At 61.0% G+C, this 19472-nt stretch carries 19 protein-coding genes and 1 tRNA gene; 13 read left to right on the plus strand and 7 right to left on the minus strand.

Annotated elements, in window-relative coordinates:
• Positions 1 to 45: 45 nt before the first annotated feature.
• Positions 46 to 1926 (plus strand): glycosyltransferase, encoded by a 1881-nt coding sequence (locus CJ178_RS21940; RefSeq protein ID WP_179300833.1) that lies wholly within the window; start codon positions 46 to 48, stop codon positions 1924 to 1926.
• Between the two features lie 3 nt (positions 1927 to 1929).
• On the opposite strand, the gene CJ178_RS21945 is transcribed toward CJ178_RS21940, so the two are convergent.
• The 6 genes from CJ178_RS21945 to CJ178_RS21970 form a co-directional block, all read right to left on the minus strand.
• Positions 1930 to 2757, minus strand: a complete 828-nt coding sequence (locus CJ178_RS21945) for a TylF/MycF/NovP-related O-methyltransferase (RefSeq protein WP_033235135.1) — start codon at positions 2755 to 2757, stop codon at positions 1930 to 1932.
• Positions 2758 to 2803: 46 nt separating this feature from the next.
• Positions 2804 to 3919, minus strand: coding sequence for a ribosome small subunit-dependent GTPase A (gene rsgA, locus CJ178_RS21950; RefSeq protein WP_095888095.1), 1116 nt, complete (start codon positions 3917 to 3919; stop codon positions 2804 to 2806).
• A 160-nt stretch (positions 3920 to 4079) separates the two neighbouring features.
• Entirely contained in the window at positions 4080 to 4991 is a 912-nt protein-coding gene (glfT1, locus tag CJ178_RS21955) for a galactofuranosyltransferase GlfT1 (RefSeq protein ID WP_095887660.1), read from the minus strand.
• A complete protein-coding gene (wzt, locus tag CJ178_RS21960) occupies positions 4988 to 5794 on the minus strand; it encodes a galactan export ABC transporter ATP-binding subunit Wzt/RfbE (RefSeq protein ID WP_033235133.1) in 807 nt (268 codons plus the stop codon). Before wzt ends, glfT1 begins: the two co-directional genes overlap by 4 nt.
• An 11-nt stretch (positions 5795 to 5805) precedes the next feature.
• On the minus strand, positions 5806 to 6678 hold the full coding sequence (gene wzm / locus CJ178_RS21965) for a galactan export ABC transporter permease subunit Wzm/RfbD (protein WP_095887661.1): 873 nt from the start codon (positions 6676 to 6678) through the stop codon (positions 5806 to 5808).
• Positions 6679 to 6742: 64 nt separating this feature from the next.
• Positions 6743 to 7306 carry a bacterial proteasome activator family protein gene (locus tag CJ178_RS21970; protein WP_033235131.1) on the minus strand — a complete coding sequence of 188 codons (564 nt, stop codon included), beginning with the start codon at positions 7304 to 7306 and terminating at the stop codon, positions 6743 to 6745.
• Between the two features lie 131 nt (positions 7307 to 7437).
• On the opposite strand from CJ178_RS21970, the gene CJ178_RS21975 reads away from it, so the two are divergent.
• Positions 7438 to 8640 carry a cysteine desulfurase-like protein gene (locus tag CJ178_RS21975; protein ID WP_033235130.1) on the plus strand — a complete coding sequence of 401 codons (1203 nt, stop codon included), beginning with the start codon at positions 7438 to 7440 and terminating at the stop codon, positions 8638 to 8640.
• Positions 8641 to 8656: 16 nt separating this feature from the next.
• On the opposite strand, the gene CJ178_RS21980 is transcribed toward CJ178_RS21975, so the two are convergent.
• Entirely contained in the window at positions 8657 to 9646 is a 990-nt protein-coding gene (locus CJ178_RS21980; RefSeq protein WP_095887662.1) for an NAD(P)H-quinone oxidoreductase, read from the minus strand.
• Here CJ178_RS21980 and CJ178_RS21985 point away from each other — a divergent pair.
• The 11 genes from CJ178_RS21985 to CJ178_RS22035 all read left to right on the plus strand — a co-directional run bounded on the left by CJ178_RS21985 (position 9645) and on the right by CJ178_RS22035 (position 19441).
• Positions 9645 to 10889 (plus strand): alpha-hydroxy-acid oxidizing protein, encoded by a 1245-nt coding sequence (locus CJ178_RS21985; protein ID WP_095887663.1) that lies wholly within the window; start codon positions 9645 to 9647, stop codon positions 10887 to 10889. The two genes, CJ178_RS21980 and CJ178_RS21985, sit on opposite strands and share 2 nt — an antisense overlap.
• A gap of 184 nt (positions 10890 to 11073) precedes the next feature.
• Complete coding sequence (locus tag CJ178_RS21990; RefSeq protein WP_033235227.1) at positions 11074 to 11544, plus strand: MarR family winged helix-turn-helix transcriptional regulator; 471 nt, start codon at positions 11074 to 11076, stop codon at positions 11542 to 11544.
• Positions 11545 to 11597: 53 nt separating this feature from the next.
• A tRNA-Ser gene (locus tag CJ178_RS21995) sits at positions 11598 to 11687 on the plus strand.
• A 544-nt stretch (positions 11688 to 12231) separates the two neighbouring features.
• On the plus strand, positions 12232 to 13908 hold the full coding sequence (gene amt, locus CJ178_RS22000; RefSeq protein WP_257013309.1) for an ammonium transporter: 1677 nt from the start codon (positions 12232 to 12234) through the stop codon (positions 13906 to 13908).
• 58 nt (positions 13909 to 13966) lie between these two features.
• The gene (locus CJ178_RS22005) at positions 13967 to 14269 is read left to right on the plus strand and encodes an urease subunit gamma (RefSeq protein ID WP_033235127.1); all 303 of its coding nucleotides are present in this window, start codon (positions 13967 to 13969) and stop codon (positions 14267 to 14269) included.
• 45 nt (positions 14270 to 14314) lie between these two features.
• Positions 14315 to 14752, plus strand: a complete 438-nt coding sequence (locus tag CJ178_RS22010; protein WP_033235126.1) for an urease subunit beta — start codon at positions 14315 to 14317, stop codon at positions 14750 to 14752.
• 35 nt (positions 14753 to 14787) lie between these two features.
• Positions 14788 to 16506, plus strand: a complete 1719-nt coding sequence (locus tag CJ178_RS22015) for an urease subunit alpha (protein ID WP_033235125.1) — start codon at positions 14788 to 14790, stop codon at positions 16504 to 16506.
• Positions 16507 to 16515: 9 nt separating this feature from the next.
• A complete protein-coding gene (gene ureE / locus CJ178_RS22020) occupies positions 16516 to 17136 on the plus strand; it encodes an urease accessory protein UreE (protein ID WP_257013310.1) in 621 nt (206 codons plus the stop codon).
• On the plus strand, positions 17120 to 17833 hold the full coding sequence (locus CJ178_RS22025; protein WP_095887666.1) for an urease accessory protein UreF: 714 nt from the start codon (positions 17120 to 17122) through the stop codon (positions 17831 to 17833). The genes ureE and CJ178_RS22025 overlap by 17 nt, the downstream gene beginning before the upstream one ends.
• A gap of 10 nt (positions 17834 to 17843) precedes the next feature.
• Complete coding sequence (gene ureG, locus CJ178_RS22030; RefSeq protein ID WP_033235122.1) at positions 17844 to 18485, plus strand: urease accessory protein UreG; 642 nt, start codon at positions 17844 to 17846, stop codon at positions 18483 to 18485.
• The gene (locus tag CJ178_RS22035) at positions 18482 to 19441 is read left to right on the plus strand and encodes an urease accessory protein UreD (protein ID WP_095887667.1); all 960 of its coding nucleotides are present in this window, start codon (positions 18482 to 18484) and stop codon (positions 19439 to 19441) included. Before ureG ends, CJ178_RS22035 begins: the two co-directional genes overlap by 4 nt.
• Positions 19442 to 19472: the final 31 nt, after the last annotated feature.

The raw sequence follows: 19472 nt of genomic DNA on the forward strand, positions 1-19472 counted from the left end.
CGCGGGGGTGAGCGGGTTCGCGATACCCTGCGAGGTGTGGATACCGTGAAAGTGACCGATGGCCAGTCCGACACCGGGCAGTCCGACAGCGGGGTCGAGTTGATCGAACATCGTGCGAGCTCGGATCGCCTGGTCGCGCAGCGCACGTTGTTCACCGGAACCTCTCCCGTCGCCAGTGACGAGTTGTACGCCGTAACCAAGGTCGGCATGTCGACACGATCTCGGTTCGAACTGCGACTTCAGCCCGGAGCTGTTGCGCACACCAATACTTTCTTCGGTCGATTTCCGGCCAGCTACTGGCAGCGGTGGACGGCTGTCACCGAGGTCACCGTCACCGCGCGCGTCGTAGCCGAGACGGCCTGCCGCGTTCAAATTCAGGCGTCCGACATCGGTGGTCACCGTCGTATCGTGACCAATGTCGTTGTTACCGGAACCGAGCAGATTTCCATGACGGCGCCTCTCGACACTTTTGTCGACGGCGGCGCGCTGTGGTTGCAGTTCGAAGCGCAGGGCGGCGGCGCAGTTGTCGACGACGTCGAATGGTCCGTCGTTTCACCGAAGCTGATCCGGCCGGTAGCGGTAGCGATCTGCACGTTCAACCGCGCCGACGACTGTGCGCGCACCGTCGAGGCTCTTGCGTCCGACGAACGCGTGTTGGGGTTGCTCGACGCGTTGTACGTCGTCGATCAGGGCACCGATCCGGTGGAGAGTCGTGAGCTTTTCCAGGAAGTGTCGAAGAAGTTCGGATCGCGCCTGCAGTACCTGCGGCAGGCGAACCTGGGCGGTGCCGGCGGTTTCACGCGAGGACTGTACGAGGCTTCGGAGGCCGGACCGCACTCCGACGTGATCTTGATGGACGACGACATTCTGTGTGAACCGGAATCGGTCCTTCGACTGAGTGCGTTTGCGAACATGACAACGGAACCGGCCTTGATCGGCGCTCAGATGCTTTTCCTGTTCAATCCCGACTACTTGTTGGCTTCGGGTGAACGCGTCGATCTGGGCACCCTTCAGCGCGGTGTGCCGACCGACGAGCACGGGGTCCGTAACCGGAGCGTGCTCGAGAAGCTGCCGGAACGCCGAGTGGACGCCGAATACAACGGTTGGTGGACGTGCCTGATCCCCGCTGAAGCCATCGAACGCATCGGGCTGCCCCTCCCGGTGTTCTTCCAGTGGGACGACGTCGAGTACAGCCTGCGCGCCGGACGGGCCGGAATCCCCACCATCACGTTGCCGTCGGCCGCGGTCTGGCATGCGGACTTCTACTGGAAGGACGTCGACGGTTTTGCCCACTACTTCAGTACTCGCAACGGTCTGATCACCGCGGCACTCGATCCAGGGTTTGCGCCGAAGACACTGGCCAAGCAACTGGCGCGAGACATTTCGCATTCGATAGTCGGTTTGCAGTACGGCCTTGCGCACACACAGATCCGGGCGATCGAGGGATTCCTGGAAGGCCCGGCGGGCTTGGCCGACGGTGGACAGAAGGCATTGGCGACGATCAACCAGGAACGAAAGCGGTTCCCGGAGACGGTGACTCGTCCGGCGTCTGAGTTGCCGGGAAGACTGCCGATTCGCCGCGTTGCGCCCAGTCCCAAGACCGGCCTGTGGACCGATCTTGTTCTTGCGAAACGCGCTGTGATGCAGGCTCGCAACCAGCTCGAGCGGGGTCCGGTGGCGATCTCCTACGAGGACGCGCAGTGGTGGCACGTCGGACGCTTCGATCATGTCTTCGTGACCGACGCTTCGCAGGGTGGCGTGCGTGAACGCCGCTTCGACAGTGAGACGGCTGCCGAGATGAGTGGTCGCCTTGCCGGCGTGATCAAGCGATTCCTGGCCGAATCGCCAAGTGTCGCTGAGGCATTCGCCCGGGAGTTCCCGCAGCTCACCAGCCGCGAGAACTGGGCTCGCCTGTACGAGAAGTGACTCTCACCTGACTATCTTGGCTATCACCTGTTCGTTGTCGAAGGTGTAACCGACGTACTCGAAGGAGATGCCGGTGCGTGTGACGTATTCCGTCCACGCCCGGTATTCGTGGTTCTGCCACCCGGGGTAGTTGAAGAATTCGTCGAACACGATGATCGATCCCGGGACTAGGCGGTCTCCGAGTAGATCGAGCACCGTTTTGGTCGACGAGTAGAGGTCGGCGTCGACGTGCAGGAACGCCACGGTTTCACGTTCCTGATCGAGGAAGGTCGGTAGTGTTTCCTCGAAGAGTCCTGGAACAAGTTGTGCCCCAGGTACTTCGGGGAGAGATTCCTGGGCGAACTCACCGGCCGGAAATCCGGTTCGCCATGTTTCCGGTAGCCCGGAGAACACGTCGAAGCCGGCAACGATGCCATCACGTTCGTGAAATTCGTCGGCGATGATCTTCAAGGTCGTTCCGGATGCGACGCCGAATTCGAGTGCCATTCCTGGAATCTCGACCAAATTCAATGCGTGTCGCAGTGTGTCGTGAGGATGACCGAACGTCTGCGCCACCCGCATGTGTTCCAGGATGAACGACGCGCTCGACGCGGTTGCTTCCAAATCGACTGCGTAGGCAAGGTCGCGGCGTTGGCGGAATTCCAGTTCGTCGATTCTGCTCCGAAGGCCCGCGATATCTTCGCGGGCCCCGGCCAGTTCGTCGTGCGAGCGCGTTAGTTCGTCGAGAATCTGCCGTGTGCGCTCGGCATTATGGCGGTCGGCGTTCTCGATCACCTCGGATACCGCACGCTGAAGCTTGGTCCTGGCGCTGGAACGGAACTGCTCGAACATGGCAACCTCTCGTCGGGATCACCCCCATGCTGCCAGGGTTCGGCCGTTACTGTCTTCGGCCCCGGTAATGATCCTTGATGCGGCGGGAGAGCACCTTGATCTCTCGCGTGCGTTCCGCCTGCAAACGGGCGTCGCTGCGTGCGGCGTTCCACGCGTTCTCCCGCTGTAGTTTCCGATAACTTCTGAGTCTGCGCTCGTCGATATCACCGCGTTCGAGTGCGCCCACGACCGCGCACCCAGGCTCGGAGTTGTGTGCGCAATCGGAGAACCGGCAGGCCGAGATCAGTTCCTCGATCTCGGGGAACGTCTTGTCGATACCCTCGCCGGCGTTCCACATGCCGACGCCCCGCAGCCCCGGAGTGTCGATGAGCGTCCGGCCGCCGGAAAACGGAATCAGTTCTCTTGTCACGGTGGTGTGGCGTCCTTTGCCGTCGCCGGCCCGCACCCGGCCCGTTTCGAGTACGCAGCTCGCGGCGGTATCACCGAGGAGCGCATTGGCAAGAGTTGATTTGCCGGCGCCGGAAGGACCGAGTATCGCCACGGTGCCGTCCAGAACTGCGTCGAGTATGTCCATTCCCTCGCTGGTTTCGGCACTGACGGCGAGCACTGTTGCGCCGGGTGCGACGGCGGAAACTTCGGCAAGAACGGCGGAAATATCAGGAGCTGCATCGGTTTTGGTGAGCGCGACGACCGGTGTTGCGCCGCTTTCCCATGCGAGTGCGAGTAGTCTCTCGATGCGTCCGAGGTCGACGTCGCCGTCCGACGCTGTGGTGATGACGACGGTGTCGACGTTCGCGGCCAGTATCTGACCTTCGGATTTTCCGGATGCGGCGGATCGAACGATGCTGCTCGATCGTGGGAGTATCGAAGTGACCGAGGGTGTTTCGGTCTCACTCGTGGTGTTGACGGGCGTGGTGTTGGCGGGCGTTGTGTTGGCGCGCGTGACTTTGGAGACTGCAACCCAGTCGCCGGTACACAGCGAATTGCTGCCACTGAGTGCGCGGACGGTACCGGTCGCGACGGCAATGTCACACTGGCCGCGGTCCACGCGTATGACGCGCCCAGGTTCCGTGTCAGGTGAATTGACAAGCAGTGCGTCGAATGTTTCCGAAAGTGTTGCGTTCCAACCGTATTCGGTCAGTAATGTGCTGTTTTCTGGCATGGTGAAGGTGTCCTCGAGTACGAAGAATCGTGAGTATTGACGGTGCGATAGGTGCAGAACACGACAGTCATCAATACTCACTCCTCGAAAATCTCAGGACGCACCATGCGTCGGTGCAGAATCGTCTCAGACGGTGGCAGAGCGGTGCAACCGAATTAAATTAACTCGGGCGCTCGAACTTCTCTTCTCGGCCGAGTTTGCGCAGTCGCATCCATTCTCGTAGACCTGCGGGATCGCGCCGCGTGATCAGGAAGTACCAGCCGAACCGAATCCATTCCTGCGGAAGCAGTTTGCGCATTCCGGGCTGTGCAAGGATGTACCCACGGTTGCGGTAGGTGAAGAAGCGCTTCGTATCGTTGTCCGGGTATTGCGTGTGCATCCGCCCGCCGAGAATCGGCTTGAATTCCTCGGCGCCGTTGGGATGTACGTAGGCGGTCTTCAGGCACGTGCCGAATTTCAGGCCGGATCGTACGAGTCGACGGTGTACTTCCACTTCGTCGCCGCGGACGAACAACCGAAGATCCGGAACACCGACGGCGTCTATGGCGTCGGCGGTGAACAGTGCGCCGTTGAAGAGGGATGCGATCCCCGGCAGGAGGTCCTCGTCGCCGAGTTCGGAGGTGTCGAGTTCGCTACGCAACCGACGCCACGAGGTGCCGCGGCGCAGGGGGAACGCCAGGCGGTCGGGATCGTCGATGTCGCAGACGACGGGAGAGACCTCGGCAAGGTCGTGTCGGAGCGCGCACGCGAGCAGTGTTTCGAGCACTTCGGGTCCCTCGGGGCGACCGTCGTCGTCGGCGAGCCAAACCCGGTCTGCGCCGAGTGACAATGCATACAGAATGCCAAGGGCAAATCCTCCGGCACCGCCGAGGTTGTGCTTCGAACCGATGTAGCTGGTGGGCAGGGAAGCGCCTTCGACCAGTTCGCGCACCGCGTCTTCGTCGGCGTTGTCGACGACAACGAGGTGATCGAGCGGCCGGGTCTGCGTGCTGAGCACCTTCAGCGATTCGGCCAGCAGTTCACGACGCTTGTGTGTGACGACGACCCCGATGATCTTCTCGGGTGTGCTCACGCGGGCGTCTCCCGTTCCATGTCTCTGATCACGTGGCGGACATGTTCGGCGGCGTCGTCGCCCTCGTAGGCACGGACGACGTCTTCGATGTCACCATGCATGCGGATCTGGCCGTGGTCGATCCACATCGCGCTGTTGCACAGTTGGGCGAGGAACTCGTTGGAGTGGCTTGCAAAGACCAGGATGCCGGAGCGTTCGACCAGTTTCTGCAGCCGTACGCGGGCCTTTTTCATGAATTCCGCGTCGACGGCGCCGATGCCTTCGTCGAGGAGCAGAATTTCCGGGTCGATGCTGGTGACAACACCCATGGCGACGCGCACGCGCATGCCGGTGGAGTAGGTGCGCAGTGGCATCGAGAGGTACTCGCCGAGTTCGGTGAATTCGGCGATCTCATCCATTTTCGCGAGCATCTGCTTGCGGGTCTGACCGAGGAAAAGGCCGCGGATGATGATGTTCTCGTAGCCGGAAATCTCGGGGTCCATCCCGACCCCGAGATCGAAGACCGGCGCGACGCGGCCACGGATGGTGGCTGTTCCGCGGGTCGGTTCGTAGATCCCGGAGAGGAGTCGCAGCAGGGTGGACTTGCCTGCGCCGTTATGGCCGACCAGTCCGATGCGGTCGCCTTCTTTGAGGGTCATCGTGATGTCGCGGAGAGCTTCGACGACAACAACATCGGAGTCGTTGCGGCCGATGGATCCGCCGGCCTTACCGAGGAAAGCTTTCTTGAGCGAGCGGGATTTGGCGTCGAAGATCGGGAAGTCGACGCACGCGTTCTGCGTGTGGATGCTGACTGGCTGACTCATGTGTTTTTCCTCTAGACCCAGTAGGGCACGCGTGCCCGGTACTTGCGGAGTGCCAGGAGCGCGACGGCCCAGCCGACAACGGTGAGGGCGATGACGATGTACCAGTGGTATGCCTGCTGATCGGCTCCGATAAGTGGTGCTCGGATGATCTCGAGGTAGTGGTACAGCGGGTTGAGTTCGGCAAGCTTCACTCGGTCTGCGGCTTGCCCGCCCTGATCTTTGAGAGCCTGCGTCGTCCACATGATCGGTGTCAGCACGAACAGCAGCAGGGTGAGGCTGCCGAGGATGGGTGCGATGTCGCGGTACCGCGTGGAGAAGATGCCGAACACGATCGATACCCACAGTGTGTTCGCCACGATCAGCACGAATGCGGGTATTGCCGCGAGCGCCGTCCAGCTCATGTTCTGCCAGATGCTGAACGCGAACAGGAGGACTATGTAGATCGCGAAGTTGTGCGCAAAGAACAGCACTTGACGCCACACCAGGCGATACACGTGCACGCTCAGCGCCGACGGCAGCTGCTTGATCAGGCCCTCGTTGGAAATGAAGACTTCGGAGCCCTCGAGGATGCTGGCGCTGATCAGGTTCCAGACGATCAACCCGACCGTGACGTACGGCAGGAACTCCTTGAGCGGGATGTTCAGCAGAGCGGAGTACAGGAGGCCCATCGCCGCGGCCTGGACACCGGTGGCGATGGTGATCCAGAAGGGGCCGATCACTGACCGGCGGTACCGCTGCTTGATGTCCTGCCAACCGAGGCTCAGCCACAACTCGCGCTGCCGTAGTCCATCGCGCAGGTCTTTGAAAGCGCGATGGAAGGTCTGGGAGTCGGACACGGGCACAGGTTGCTCCGACGTCTCGGATTCGGTTGCGGATGCTGACACGGAGGTCGAGCCTACCGGCCCCGGTGCAGTGCGAACTTTTCCTCGGGTGTTGTGGTGGCCGGAGTTACAGATATTGGCCGGTGCCGGGGGACTGTTGATCGGGGTGCCCGGGGTTCCCCGGTGTGTGCGGGACGCCGATGCTCATGCCCGGAGGTAGTGCACCTTGACGCATTTGTTCGAGCTGGGCACGTGCCGCCATCTGCTGGGCGAACAGTGCTGTCTGAATGCCGTGGAAGAGGCCTTCCAGCCATCCGACCAGCTGTGCCTGTGCGATCCGCAGTTCTGCGTCGGTCGGAACGGAATCGTCGGTGAAGGGCAGTGTCAACCGTTCGAGTTCTTCGCGGAGTTCCGGTGCGAGGCCCTGCTCGAGTTCACGGATCGAGGATCGGTGGATTTCCTTGAGCCGTACTCGGCTGGCGTCGTCGAGCGGTGCGGCGCGCACTTCCTCGAGGAGCTGTTTGATCATCGTGCCGATTCGCATGACCTTGGCCGGCTGCTCGACCATGTCGGCGATCGATTCGCCTTCGGGCTCCCTGGCGTCTTGCCGATCGGTGTTCGTCTCCGCGCCGTTTGTCTCCGCGCCGTCGGGGCCGATGACCAGTATCCGTTCTTCCTCTGGCTTGTTCATAGCTCCATCTTGTCGTGTCAGGGCGGCAAACTGCACTTAACCCCGAAAAGGTAACCGAAAAGTAACTGTACTGACGGGTATTTCGGTGTCTGCCTTCGACTACAGAGCCGCATGCCCCTAGAGTGTCGAGCATGGCTTACGACGTTGCCCGCGTTCGGGGATTGATTCCCTCACTCGGTGACGGCTGGATCCACCTCGACCCGCAGGCGGGTATGCAGATTCCCGACGCAGTCTCTCGGACAGTGTCCACCGCATTCCGGGCAGCCGCGTCGTCGTCGTCCGGTCGGCACGTCTCGAACCGTCGTAGCGCGGCAATCCTGGACAGTGCTCGTTCCGCCGTTGCAGATCTCGTCGGAGGTGATCCGGCGGGTGTTGTCCTGGGCTCGGACCGGGCGGTCCTGCTGGCCTGGCTGGCGGAGTCTCTGAGTTCGCGACTGGGCCTCGGTACCGGCCTGGTGCTCTCCCGGCTCGACGAAGAAGCAAATGTGGCGCCCTGGCTGCGCGTCGCCGGTCGGTACGGCGCACAGGTGCGTTGGGCGGAAGTTGAAATCGAGACGTGCGAACTACCTAGTTGGCAGTTCAACGAGCTTATTACCTCCACGACGCGACTTGTAGCTTTGACTGCGGCTTCGCCGATCGTGGGTTCGGCGCCCAATGTGCGTGCTGCGGCGGATCGGCTGCACGAATTCGGCGGCCTCATGGTCGTCGACGCTGTTGGTGCTGCTCCCTACGCGCATTTGGATATGGCCGAACTCGGCGCAGACATCATCGCGGTCAGTGCGCCGTCCTGGGGTGGTCCGCAGGTTGGTGCCCTGGTGTTCCGCGATCCCGGCCTGCTCGACCGTATCCCCGCCGTCTCGCTCAACCCGTACGCGCGTGGTGCCGAACGTCTCGAAGTGGGTGGGCATCAGTTCGCGCTGCTGTCCGGGCTCACCGCGTCGATCGATTTCCTCGCAGGCCTCGATGAATCGGCCACTGGCAGTCGCCGCGAGCGCCTCGAAACGTCGATCAGTTCACTGCAGAACTATCAAGACGGCCTTTTCGAGCACCTGCTGCGGTCCCTGTCCGCGCTGTCGAATGTCATGGTCATCGGGCATGCCCCGACGCGGGTTCCGACGGTCAGCTTCACGCTCGACGGTACGGCTGCCGACAAGGTGGCAGCGCATCTCGCAGACAAGCGGATTGCGGTCATGAGCGGCACTCACGGCAATTCACGCCTCCTCGACGCGTTGGGTGTCAACGACGAGGGTGGCGCAGTCACGATCGGGTTGGCGCCGTATACGACGCGATACGAGATCAACCAACTTGTTGCCGAACTCGGCACGCTCGGCTGATCTCGTACCTGTTACGTCACTTCACGGTGAGGATGACCTTGCCTACCGTTTCGGGCGAATCCAGCAATTGGTGAGCTAACGGTGCTTCGGCGATCGGAAGCTCAATGGAAACGACCGGTTGGACGGAACCGTCGGCGATCAACGGCCACAGTTTGGCTCGAACGTCGGCCACGATTTCGGCTTTTCCGCCTGGCCCCGTTATCGGACGCCCACGTAGGCCCGTCGCGGTGATGCTTCCGCGTTTCCCCAACAACTTGCCGATGTCGACTTCGCCCTTGCGTCCGCCCTGCATCCCGATGACGACGATGTGCCCGTCCGCCGCGAGGGCGTCCACGTTCCGGCCCAGGTACGACGCTCCCATGTTGTCGAGAATGATGTCCGCGCCGTGTCCGTCGGTGGCTTCGGCGAGAGCGGCGACAAAGTCCTGTTCGCGGTAGTTGATCGTGATGTCCGCACCCAGCTCACGGCAGCGCGCCAGTTTTTCCTCCGAGCCGGCGGTCACGGCAACTCGCGCACCGAGAGCTTTGCCGACCTGGATGGCGTGAGTTCCGATTCCGCCGCCGCCCCCGTGGATCAGCAGAGTGTGTCCGCGGCGCAGTCCGGCGCGCATGACCACGTTGGACCAGACCGTGCAGGCGACTTCCGGCAAGGAAGCAGCGACTCGCAGATCCACTCCCTCGGGTACCGGAAGGAGTTGTGTCGCAGGTACTGCGACCTTCTCGGCATATCCGCCACCGGCAAGCAGTGCGCACACTTCGTCGCCGACGGCCCATCCGGTGACACCTTCGCCGAGCTGGCTGACGACGCCGGAGCATTCGAGTCCGAGGACGTCACTCGTGCCGGCTGGCGGCGGGTAGAAACCTTGGCGTTGCAGGAGGTCGGCTCGGTTGACGGCGGTCGCGGCGACGTCGACCAGAACATGCCCGCGAGGCACTTTCGGATCGGGCTGCTGCGCCCAGGTCATGACCTCGGGGCCGCCGGGCTGGTCGATAGTGATGGCGTACATGGATACGACGCTAGCGAATCGCCCCGCAATAGGAGGGTTTGGCGCTACCGTCGCTGTCGTGACTTACTTCGGGAACATGCAGAACGAGATCTACCTGAGCGGCCTGGGCGGCACCGTTCCGTCGCTGCCCATGACAGCGGCTGGGCTGGAAGCTGCCGCGCGTGAGCAACTCTCACCCGAAGCCTTCGGATATATCGCGGGCAGCGCTTCGACCGAACGCACCGCAGCATCGAACCTCCGGGCGTTCGAGAAGCACGCGATAGTGCCACGCATGTTTCGAGGTGCCGCCGCCCCCGATGCCCGTGATCTGAGCGTCGAGGTGCTCGGTACGCGTTTGGCTGCGCCGATTTTGACCGCGCCGGTCGGAGTACTCGGCTTGGTACACGACGACGCAGAGGTTGCGGTCGGTTCGGTCACGTCGGAATTGGGTATCGGCTCGGTTTTGTCGACTGCGGCCTCGTCGACCATCGAAGATGTCGGCGCGGTGTCGGGAGATAACTGGTGGTACCAGTTGTACTGGCCGGCGGACGACGAGCTTGCCGAATCGCTTGTCCGCCGTGCTGACATCGCGGGAGCGAAGGCCATCGTGGTGACGGCCGATACGCCCGGCATGGGTTGGCGTCCAAGGGATCTGGAACTGGGGCACTTGCCGTTCCTGCGGGCGAAAGGCATCGCGAACTATCTGTCCGATCCGGTCTTCCGTGCAAAGTTGGCGACACCGCCCGAGGAAAGTGCGGAGGCACTGCAGATTGCGGTTCTGACGTGGGTGTCGCTGTTCGGCAATCACGCCGTTCGGATGGCAGATATTGCGAAACTTCGCCAGTGGACGTCACTTCCGATCGCGGTCAAGGGAATTGTCCATCCCGACGACGCTCGCGCCGCGGTTGCGGCCGGTGCCGACGGAATCATCGTGAGCAACCACGGTGGTCGTCAGGTGGACGGGGCGATATCCGCGTTGGACGCGTTGGGGCCCATAGCGTCGGCCGTCGGACACGAAGCTGACATCCTGATGGATTCGGGTATTCGGTGTGGTGCGGACGTGATCATCGCGCTGGCGCTCGGAGCAAAGGCGGTTTTGTACGGGCGGCCGTGGGTATACGGCTTGGGATTGGCCGGAGCGGACGGCGTCCGCCATGCTTTGCGGAGCCTGCTCGCCGATTTCGATCTCACGATGGGACTGGCTGGGGTGTCGTCGGTGGGGGAAATCGACAGGTCCCTATTGGTGGCCACTTCCGGACATTAGCGCCCTTGGCCGCTTCAGGACTTCAGGCCTGTGAAGAAGACTGAATGTGGCGTATGCAGGTCTAAACTGGGGAGCCGTGACAACTGACACTACAACCGACGAGGCACCCGTACTCCGGGAGCCGTCCAGCGTACCGGCGGAAACGTCGCCTTCGCAGCAGGAAATGCTGCCTTCGCAGCAGGAAATGCTGCCCGCGCAGCAAGAGACTCCGTGGCTGACGCCTGCCGAGATGCGTGCCTGGCGCGGCTACATGGACGGCAATCAGCGGCTCATGGAGGTCTTGAACCGGGAGCTGCAGGATTCGCATGATCTCTCGTTGGCGGATTACCGCATCCTCGTGATGTTGTCGGAAGCCCCGGACGGTTCAACTCGGATGAGTGACTTGGCAGACGGTGTCCTGTCCTCTCGTAGCCGCCTCACGCACCAGATCCGTCGCATGGAGTCTCAGGGCATAGTCGAGCGCACTACCTGCGCCGAGGACGGGCGTGGCGTGCTTGCGCAGATCACCGACGAGGGCCGACGACGCCTCGCTGCTGCCGCACCCACCCACGTCGCCGGCGTGCGCAAAAATCTCGTGGATTTGTTGACGCCCAATGAACTGGAAGTGCTGGCAGACGTCTTCTCGAAGGTTGACGCGGCCATCGGCGATCGCTGAGTAACGGGGAGCCGTTTTCACAGTTCGCGAGTGCACCGGATAGTATCGCCCACGGAAGCGTGGCAGAGCGGCCGAATGCACTCGCCTTGAAAGCGAGCGTGGCGTTAAACCCACCGGGGGTTCAAATCCCTCCGCTTCCGCCAACAGTCCCTCACCTGCTTGCGCAGGTGGGGGACTTTTTTGTCGCCAGCTGCAGAGACACGGTTCAATCTATTTGTTGCAGTACGCAACCTTGCGGGGATATTCAAGAATGAATCGCGGATTTGTGGATGTTCAACTGAACAGTTAGGCCACTAATTCGCGTAATTACCTGACCATTCGGATAGGTATTGACGTGGACTTGGGCAACTTTTATTTCCACTTCGATGTTTTGCAATCGAAAGCATGTTAGAGAAGCGCCGCGATGCGGTGTCGCGCCGTAACTGTGCTGACTGACTATTGTTATTGTTCGGTGACCGAAAGAATGAAATAAGTTCTGTCCGTTACTGTTTCGACTCCGAATTCAGGAACTCTCCCTAAGTTGGCAGAGCAGAGCAACCCCACCATTCGGTACGAAATGTGCAACCATGGCACCGGCGCCTTCGGTTGGATATTCGCTGTCGGTGTTAACCGCGCACCGTCGTTCGTACGCGTAACGAGAAAAATCGAGACCTATTACGGTCTTATTACTCGGAGGTGGTTTTACCGATGCTCGCCGAACCCGTTATAAATAGTGGTGACACGGCCTGGGTGCTCATTTCCGCAGGGCTTGTCCTCTTTATGGTTCCAGGTCTCGCGTTCTTCTACGCTGGATTGGTGCGCGGCAGTAACGCGCTGGTGATGTTGCAGCAGAACCTGGTTCCGCTCGGCTTGGTGTCCATCACCTGGGTTGTCTTCGGCTACAGCTTTGCGTTCAGCGGCGACTGGGGATCCGGCTTCCTCGGCGACTTGAAACTCTTCGGCTTGCAGGACATTCACACCGCAGCCGCGCCGGGATTCCACTTGATCGAGGGGGCTGTTGCAGTCCCGACCTTGGCGTTTGTCGCCTATCAGATGATGTTCGCGATCATCACGCCTGCTTTGATCACCGGTGCCACGGCAAACCGTCTCAAGCCGTTGGGGTGGGCTGTTCTCCTTGTTCTGTGGTCGATCATCGTCTATCCCCCGATCGCCCACTGGCTCTTCAATCCTGAAGGCTGGTTGGCGCTCCGTGGGGCGCAGGACTGGGCCGGCGGAATCGTCGTCCACGCGTCGGCGGGCGCCGCAGCACTCGCGATCTTGTTGGTTGTCGGCAAACGCCCGGGCTGGCCGAACGCGGAAGCCGTTCCTCACTCCGTTCCGTTGGCTCTGGTCGGTGCTGGCATCTTGTGGTTCGGCTGGTTCGGTTTCAACGCCGGCGACGGTCTGGCTGCGGATGGTGTTGCGGCGCAAGCCTTGATCAACACTCACATTGCCGCTGCCGGCGGCATGGTCGTCTGGCTGGTCATCGAGCGATACACCGAGGGTAAAGCCACGGCGATCGGTGGAATCACCGGCGCGGTCGGAGGTTTGGCGACCATCACACCCTGCGCGGGCTTCGTGAGTACGTTCTCCGCCTTGGCAATTGGTGTGCTTGCCGGATTGATCTGCCACTTCGGATTGGCGCTCAAGTCCATTTTCAAGTTCGACGACGCACTCGACGTCATCGCCGTCCACTTTGTCGGCGGCATCCTCGGATCGCTGCTTCTCGGTTTGTTTGCAGAGAAGGCGATCAACCCGATCGGCCGCGACGGACTTCTGTTCGGTGGCGGCCTCGGTCTACTCGGTGAGCAGGCTTTGGCTCTGATCACCGTCATCGCCTTCTCGTTTGTCGTGACCTGGTTGATCGCCATGGGAATCGAGAAGACGATCGGGCTCAAGCTGGCTCCGAAAGACCAGGTGAACATCGACCGTCGTCAGCAAGGCATGGACGCCTACCGCTACAACCCGGCGTTTGTCGAAGCAGGTGGAGCACCGCAATCGACCGGGTTCGACGGGGGAGTCGTAGCCGACGGAGAAAAGCTTGCTCCACATCCCGATGCGCCGAAGCATGAACTGATCACTGCGGTCCTCCAGACCATCGAGTCGGAGAAGTTGCGTGAGGCATTGCTGGCTGCGGGAGCGGAGTCGATCGTGGTTTCGGAAGCCCATGTGTCCGCGAGTGATTCGGATTCTCTCAAGTTCCGCGGCCAACGCAACGACGTCGTCTTCACCGACCGATTGCGGGTCGAAGTTCTTGTACCGTCCGAGCGCGCCCAAGCCGTGCTCGACGCAATCAACCGGCACTCCCTGGGAAGGAGGAGCGGATTTGTGCAGCAATCCGCGGAACCGTTGTCGGGGTCGCGCGCACCTGGTACCGGAACCTGACCAGCTTTCCAGCTGACCACACGGAAGTGAAGAGTATGAGCGAGAAGGAGTTGTCGGAATGCATCTGACACCGAGAGAACTCGACAAGCTGACCATCCTCATGTTGGCTGACGTGGCTCTGCGACGAAAAGCAAAGGGGCTCAAGCTTAATCACCCGGAGTCGGTAGCTGTCATCACGGCGGCTGCATTGGAGGGTGCTCGCGAGGGGAAAACTCTCGAGGAAGTCATGGCGGACGCGTCGCACGCATTGACCGTCGACGACGTCATGGACGGTGTCGCGGACATGATTCCGCGCGTGCAGGTCGAGGCGGTCTTCCTCGACGGTAGCCGCCTCGTCACCGTGCATTCGCCCATCCAGTAGCCGTAACGAACTCAGGCTGAAAGACCAACTCAGGAGCACCCGAAGATGGCAACAAAATCATCGAAGAAGAATTCCGGCGACGAGAAGAAGGTTCCGGTCGGGGGATACGTCCTGCGGGATGAACCGATCGAGATCAACGAAGGTCGGCCGCGTCTGAAGCTGCGTGTGCGAAATACGGGTGACCGGCCCATTCAGGTGGGATCGCACTATCACTTCATGGAGGTCAATCGAGCATTGTCCTTCGATCGTGAGAAGGCGTTCGGCTGGCGTCTGGACATCCCGGCCGGTACTGCCGTGCGCTTCGAACCGGGAGACGAGAAGGAAGTGACGTTGGTGCCGTTCGGCGGCAAGCAGCGCGCCCACGGATTCAACAGTTTGGTGGACGGTTGGGCTCCCACGCACGCCGCGTATCGCCCGCGCTTGCCCCGTGCCGTCGCTCTTGCAGATGAGCTCGGCTTCTTGTCCGAACCACAATCCGACTGAGCCTCGTTCACGGTGGCCGAAGGAGAGCAATACTCATGACAAGCATTTCACGGCAAGAGTATTCGGGCCTGTTCGGTGTCACGAAAGGTGACCAGATCAGGCTCGGCAACACGGACCTGTACATCGAGGTCGAGGAAGATCTTCGAACCATCGGTGATGAGTCGATCTACGGCGGTGGCAAGACTCTGCGCGACGGTATGGGCCAGGATCCGGCGTCGTGTAGTCGCGATGGCGCACTCGATCTGGTGATCACCAACGTCGTGATCCTCGACGCCACGATCGGCGTCGTCAAAGCCGATGTCGGTATCAAGGACGGCAAAATCGTCGGGTGGGGCAAGGCCGGCAACTCGAGCACGATGGACGGGGTGACGCCGGGACTCACGACGGGACCGGCAACGGATGCCATCTCCGGTGAGCAGCTGATTCTGACTGCCGCTGGTATTGATCCGCACGTCCACCTCGTTTCTCCTCAGCAGGCGTACCACGCGCTCAGTGGTGGTGTGACGACGCTGATCGGCGGCGGTATCGGGCCGTCGGACGGTACCAACGGCACCACCATCACCTCGGGTATCTGGAACATGGAAATGATGCTCAAGGCCAATGAGGGTCTTCCCGTCAACATCGCCATGTTGGGTAAGGGCAACTCGTCCGGCTATCCGTCATTGATCGAGCAGATCAAGGCAGGTGCCGCGGGACTGAAGGTCCACGAGGACTGGGGCGCAACACCAGCCGCGATCCGGGCGTCGCTGCGTGCGGCCGACGAGATGGACGTTCAGGTTGCCATACACACGGATACGTTGAACGAGGCCGGCTATGTCGAAGACACCATTGCGGCATTCGAGGGCCGCACCATTCACACCTATCACAGTGAGGGCGCCGGCGGCGGCCATGCACCGGATATCCTGAGGGTGACCGGTGAGGACAACGTTCTTCCAGCGTCGACCAACCCGACGTTGCCGTACGGCATCAACACGCAAGCCGAGTTGTTCGACATGATCATGGTTTGTCACAACCTCAATCCCAAAGTGCCGTCCGATGTTTCGTTTGCCGAGTCACGCGTTCGCGCGGAGACGATCGGTGCGGAGAACGTGCTGCAGGACATGGGGGTCATCTCGATGTTCTCGAGCGACTCGCAGGCAATGGGCCGTGTCGGGGAGAACTGGCTCCGGGCGATCCAGACAGCTGACTGCATGAAACGTGCCCGGGGAAAGCTGCCGGAGGACTCCAAGACGCACGACAACTTCCGGGTCCTACGGTACGTCGCGAAGACGACGATCAACCCGGCCCTGACATTCGGGTTGTCCCATGTCATTGGTTCCATCGCGCCGGGAAAAATGGCGGATCTTGTTCTCTGGGAACCCGCTTTCTTCGGCGCGAAGCCTAAAATGATCATCAAGAACGGAATGATCAGTTGGCACGCCATGGGAGATCCGAACGCATCGTTACCGACCCCGCAGCCGGTGATCTACCGGCCGATGTTCGGTGGGTTCGGTAAGGCACTGCCCGAGAGTTCGGTGTCGTTTGTGTCCCAGGCCGCGTTGGATGACGGCATCAAGGATCGACTAGGACTCGAGCGTCAAGTTCTTGCCGTCGAGGGCACTCGCACCGTGACCAAACGCGACCTCGTGCGAAACTCTGCCACTCCGGAGATCAAGGTCGATCCGGAGACCTTCGCGGTGACGGCGGACGGCGTTCACGCGTACGTAGAACCGGCCGAATCCATTCGCCTGAACCAACTTTACTTCTTCAGTTAGGGGACTCCTGTGTCTGAAACAATCGCACACACTCACGGCGAGATGACGGCGCCGACAGGCAAGCCTGCTCGAGTCGACGCGCTGCTCGGGAAGGAGACTGACGAAGAGTGGGCCGGTCGACTCGAGAAGGCAGTAATCGACGTACTTTCACTCGATCAGTGGGAAGCGCAGAAGAGCCGGTTGCGACGCACGACCGTGGGCGGACGTGAGTTGGCGGTGTCACTCGACCGCGGTGTTCAGTTGCAGGACGGCGACATTCTGCTGTGGGACGAGCCGGAGAACACCCTCGTTGTCGCGCGGATCAACCTCAAGGACGTTCTCGAGATCGACCTCAGTGCATTGCTCGACGTGACACCGGAGAAGATGATCCAGACGTGTCTCGAGTTGGGTCACGCTGTGGGTAACCAGCATTGGCCGGCAGTGGTGAAGGGAATGAAGGTCTATGTTCCGCTGACGGTAGACAAGGCGGTCATGGGTTCGGTGATGCGCACCCATGCGTTCGAGGGCATCGAGTACACCTTCATTCCTGGCTCCGAGGTCATTCCCTACATTGCTCCGCACGAGGCACGCCGACTGTTCGGTGCGGCAGCGCGCGAGGGTGAGGGGCATACCCATGACCCCCTCGGGTGAAGGGTCGCAGCTGAGCATCAACCGTGCGATGCGGATGATGCAGTTTTCCGATTCGATGTTCCCGGTCGGTTCCTTCTCGTTCTCGAACGGGTTGGAATCGGCCGTGGCGCAAGGAATTGTCACCGATGCTCCGTCGTTGCGGGAATTTGTTCTCTCGGCCGCGCATCAGGGCGCGACCTGCGATGGTATCGCCGTGCTGGCCGCCCACCGGGGTGCGTCGGACGGTAATTTCTCGGCGATTCTGGCGGCGGATCATGCCGTGATCGAACGCAAACTGAACGAAGAGTCCCGAACGATGACTACCCGGATGGGTAAGAAACTGGCGGAGCTCGGCGGCCGACTCGCCGGTGAGACGTTGTTCGACAAGTGGCTATCGGCGATCGAGGCTGGAGAAACCCCCGGCACGTATCCGGCGGGTCTCGGAATTGCCTTCGCGGAGATGGGTTCTCCGGAGCATGATGCCTTTACCGTTCATCAGTACGGTGTGGCGATGACGTTGCTCGGTGCGGCGCTCCGTATCGTTCGGGTAGATCACCTTGCCACGCAGGAGATTCTGTTCGAGGTGAATCAAACCGCCGACGGCGAGTATGCGGCCGTTCGCGAGTACGGGCTTGATGACATGTCCAACTTTTCCCCGATGATCGACATTCTGGCAGCGGTTCATGTCAAGGCGCATGTCCGAATGTTCATGAACTAGAAGGAGAATCATGAAGAAGACAACGCGCATCGGAATCGGCGGTCCTGTGGGTTCGGGCAAGACTGCCCTCATCGAGGCGATTACGCCTGAATTCGTGAAGCGGGGAACCAGTGTACTGATCATCACCAACGACGTGGTTACCACGGAGGACGCCAAGCATGTGCGCAAGGCACTCAAAGGTGTTCTCGTGGAAGAACGTATCGTGGGAGTCGAGACTGGTGCGTGTCCCCATACCGCCGTTCGCGAGGACCCCAGTATGAACCTCGCGGCGGTCGAGGACATGGAACGCACGTTCCCGGACACGGATATCGTGTTCATCGAAAGTGGTGGTGACAACCTCACTCTGACGTTCAGTCCCGCTCTCGTCGACTATTTCATCTACGTCATCGATGTAGCTGCGGGAGATAAGATTCCGCGTAAGAACGGACCCGGGATCTCGCAGTCGGACATCCTGGTCATCAACAAGACGGATCTGGCACCGTACGTGAAGGCCGATCTGGGTGTCATGGATCGAGACTCGAAGGGAATGCGCGGTGACAAGCCGTTTGTCTTCACCAATTGCATGACCGGAGAGGGAATCAAGGAAGTGGTGGACCTCATCGTGCACGGTGTCCTCTTCGACGAAGAGGAAGTGGGAGCGAGCGCCAAGTGAGCGCTCCAGCTGCCTCGGGGGCCTCGCGGTCGCTCCCGGGGCCGATCCCGACCGTTCCGGAACTCGACCAGTACCAGGATCAGCCGAAGCAAGCCCCGGCCGGCAAGGTGGGCAAGACCGGGGTGCTCGAGATGCGTTTTGTCGATCGCGGCGACAAGACGATTCTCCGGGACATGTATCGGAAGACGCCTTTACTTGTTCAACAGGCGCTGTACTGGGACGAAGCGTTGCCGGCAATGCCGTGCGTCTACATGATCTCGACGTCCGGCAGTGTGTTGCAGGGTGATCGGCTGTTCCTGACCATCGACATGGAACCCGGATCCTTGGCGCACGTCACGACACAGTCGGCAACCAAGGTGCATCAAATGGATGCGAATCATGCGTCGCAGTTGCAGAAGGTGACCTTGGCTGAGAATTCGTATCTCGAACTGATGCCGGGTGTGACTATCCCGCACCGCAATGCGAGGTACTTCGCACGCACCGATGTCACGGTGGATCCGTCTGCAACGCTGCTATTTTCGGAAATTGTGATGCCTGGCCGTAAGTACCACAGGAGCGCCCGGTCCGATACGGAGCTGTTTGTCTACGACCTGTACTCCACCCTGATCAAGGCGCGGCGCCCGGACGGAGCGGATCTCTTCACCGAGAAACTGGTGATCGAACCGCAGCGTGTCCCGGTGCGATACAAGGGAATCATGGGGGAGTACGACGTCTTCGGCAACGTCATTCTGCTCACTCCGAAAGAGAATGCCGACGAGATACTGGAACAGGTTGTTCCGGGGCCCGACGGGAAGGTCTTCTCGGGTGCGAGCCGACTACCGAACGATGCCGGGTTGATCTTCAAGGTCCTGGGGCCCGAGAGTGAACCGGTCAAAGCCAAGGTTCGTGATTTCTGGTCGCTCGTTCGAAAGTCGGTTCTGGATACCACTATTCCGCCCGTCCCGCTCTGGGGATGACGCGGTTCGCCGGGAGAAGAAGTGTGAGGGA

Source organism: Rhodococcus sp. ACPA4, from assembly GCF_002300185.1.
GTDB classification, from domain to species: domain Bacteria; phylum Actinomycetota; class Actinomycetes; order Mycobacteriales; family Mycobacteriaceae; genus Rhodococcus_F; species Rhodococcus_F globerula.

Bases quoted from the DNA above. Each gene is read 5' to 3' on its own strand.
- CJ178_RS21945 (WP_033235135.1), bottom strand. From the start codon at position 2,757: ATGTTCGAGCAGTTCCGTTCCAGCGCCAGGACCAAGCTTCAGCGTGCG.
- rsgA (WP_095888095.1), bottom strand. From the start codon at position 3,919: ATGCCAGAAAACAGCACATTACTGACCGAATACGGTTGGAACGCAACA.
- wzt (WP_033235133.1), bottom strand. From the start codon at position 5,794: ATGAGTCAGCCAGTCAGCATCCACACGCAGAACGCGTGCGTCGACTTC.
- CJ178_RS21970 (WP_033235131.1), bottom strand. From the start codon at position 7,306: ATGAACAAGCCAGAGGAAGAACGGATACTGGTCATCGGCCCCGACGGC.
- CJ178_RS21975 (WP_033235130.1), top strand. From the start codon at position 7,438: ATGGCTTACGACGTTGCCCGCGTTCGGGGATTGATTCCCTCACTCGGT.
- CJ178_RS21985 (WP_095887663.1), top strand. From the start codon at position 9,645: ATGGATACGACGCTAGCGAATCGCCCCGCAATAGGAGGGTTTGGCGCT.
- CJ178_RS21980 (WP_095887662.1), bottom strand. From the start codon at position 9,646: ATGTACGCCATCACTATCGACCAGCCCGGCGGCCCCGAGGTCATGACC.
- CJ178_RS21990 (WP_033235227.1), top strand. From the start codon at position 11,074: ATGCTGCCCGCGCAGCAAGAGACTCCGTGGCTGACGCCTGCCGAGATG.
- amt (WP_257013309.1), top strand. From the start codon at position 12,232: ATGCTCGCCGAACCCGTTATAAATAGTGGTGACACGGCCTGGGTGCTC.
- CJ178_RS22005 (WP_033235127.1), top strand. From the start codon at position 13,967: ATGCATCTGACACCGAGAGAACTCGACAAGCTGACCATCCTCATGTTG.
- CJ178_RS22010 (WP_033235126.1), top strand. From the start codon at position 14,315: ATGGCAACAAAATCATCGAAGAAGAATTCCGGCGACGAGAAGAAGGTT.
- CJ178_RS22015 (WP_033235125.1), top strand. From the start codon at position 14,788: ATGACAAGCATTTCACGGCAAGAGTATTCGGGCCTGTTCGGTGTCACG.
- CJ178_RS22025 (WP_095887666.1), top strand. From the start codon at position 17,120: ATGACCCCCTCGGGTGAAGGGTCGCAGCTGAGCATCAACCGTGCGATG.
- ureG (WP_033235122.1), top strand. From the start codon at position 17,844: ATGAAGAAGACAACGCGCATCGGAATCGGCGGTCCTGTGGGTTCGGGC.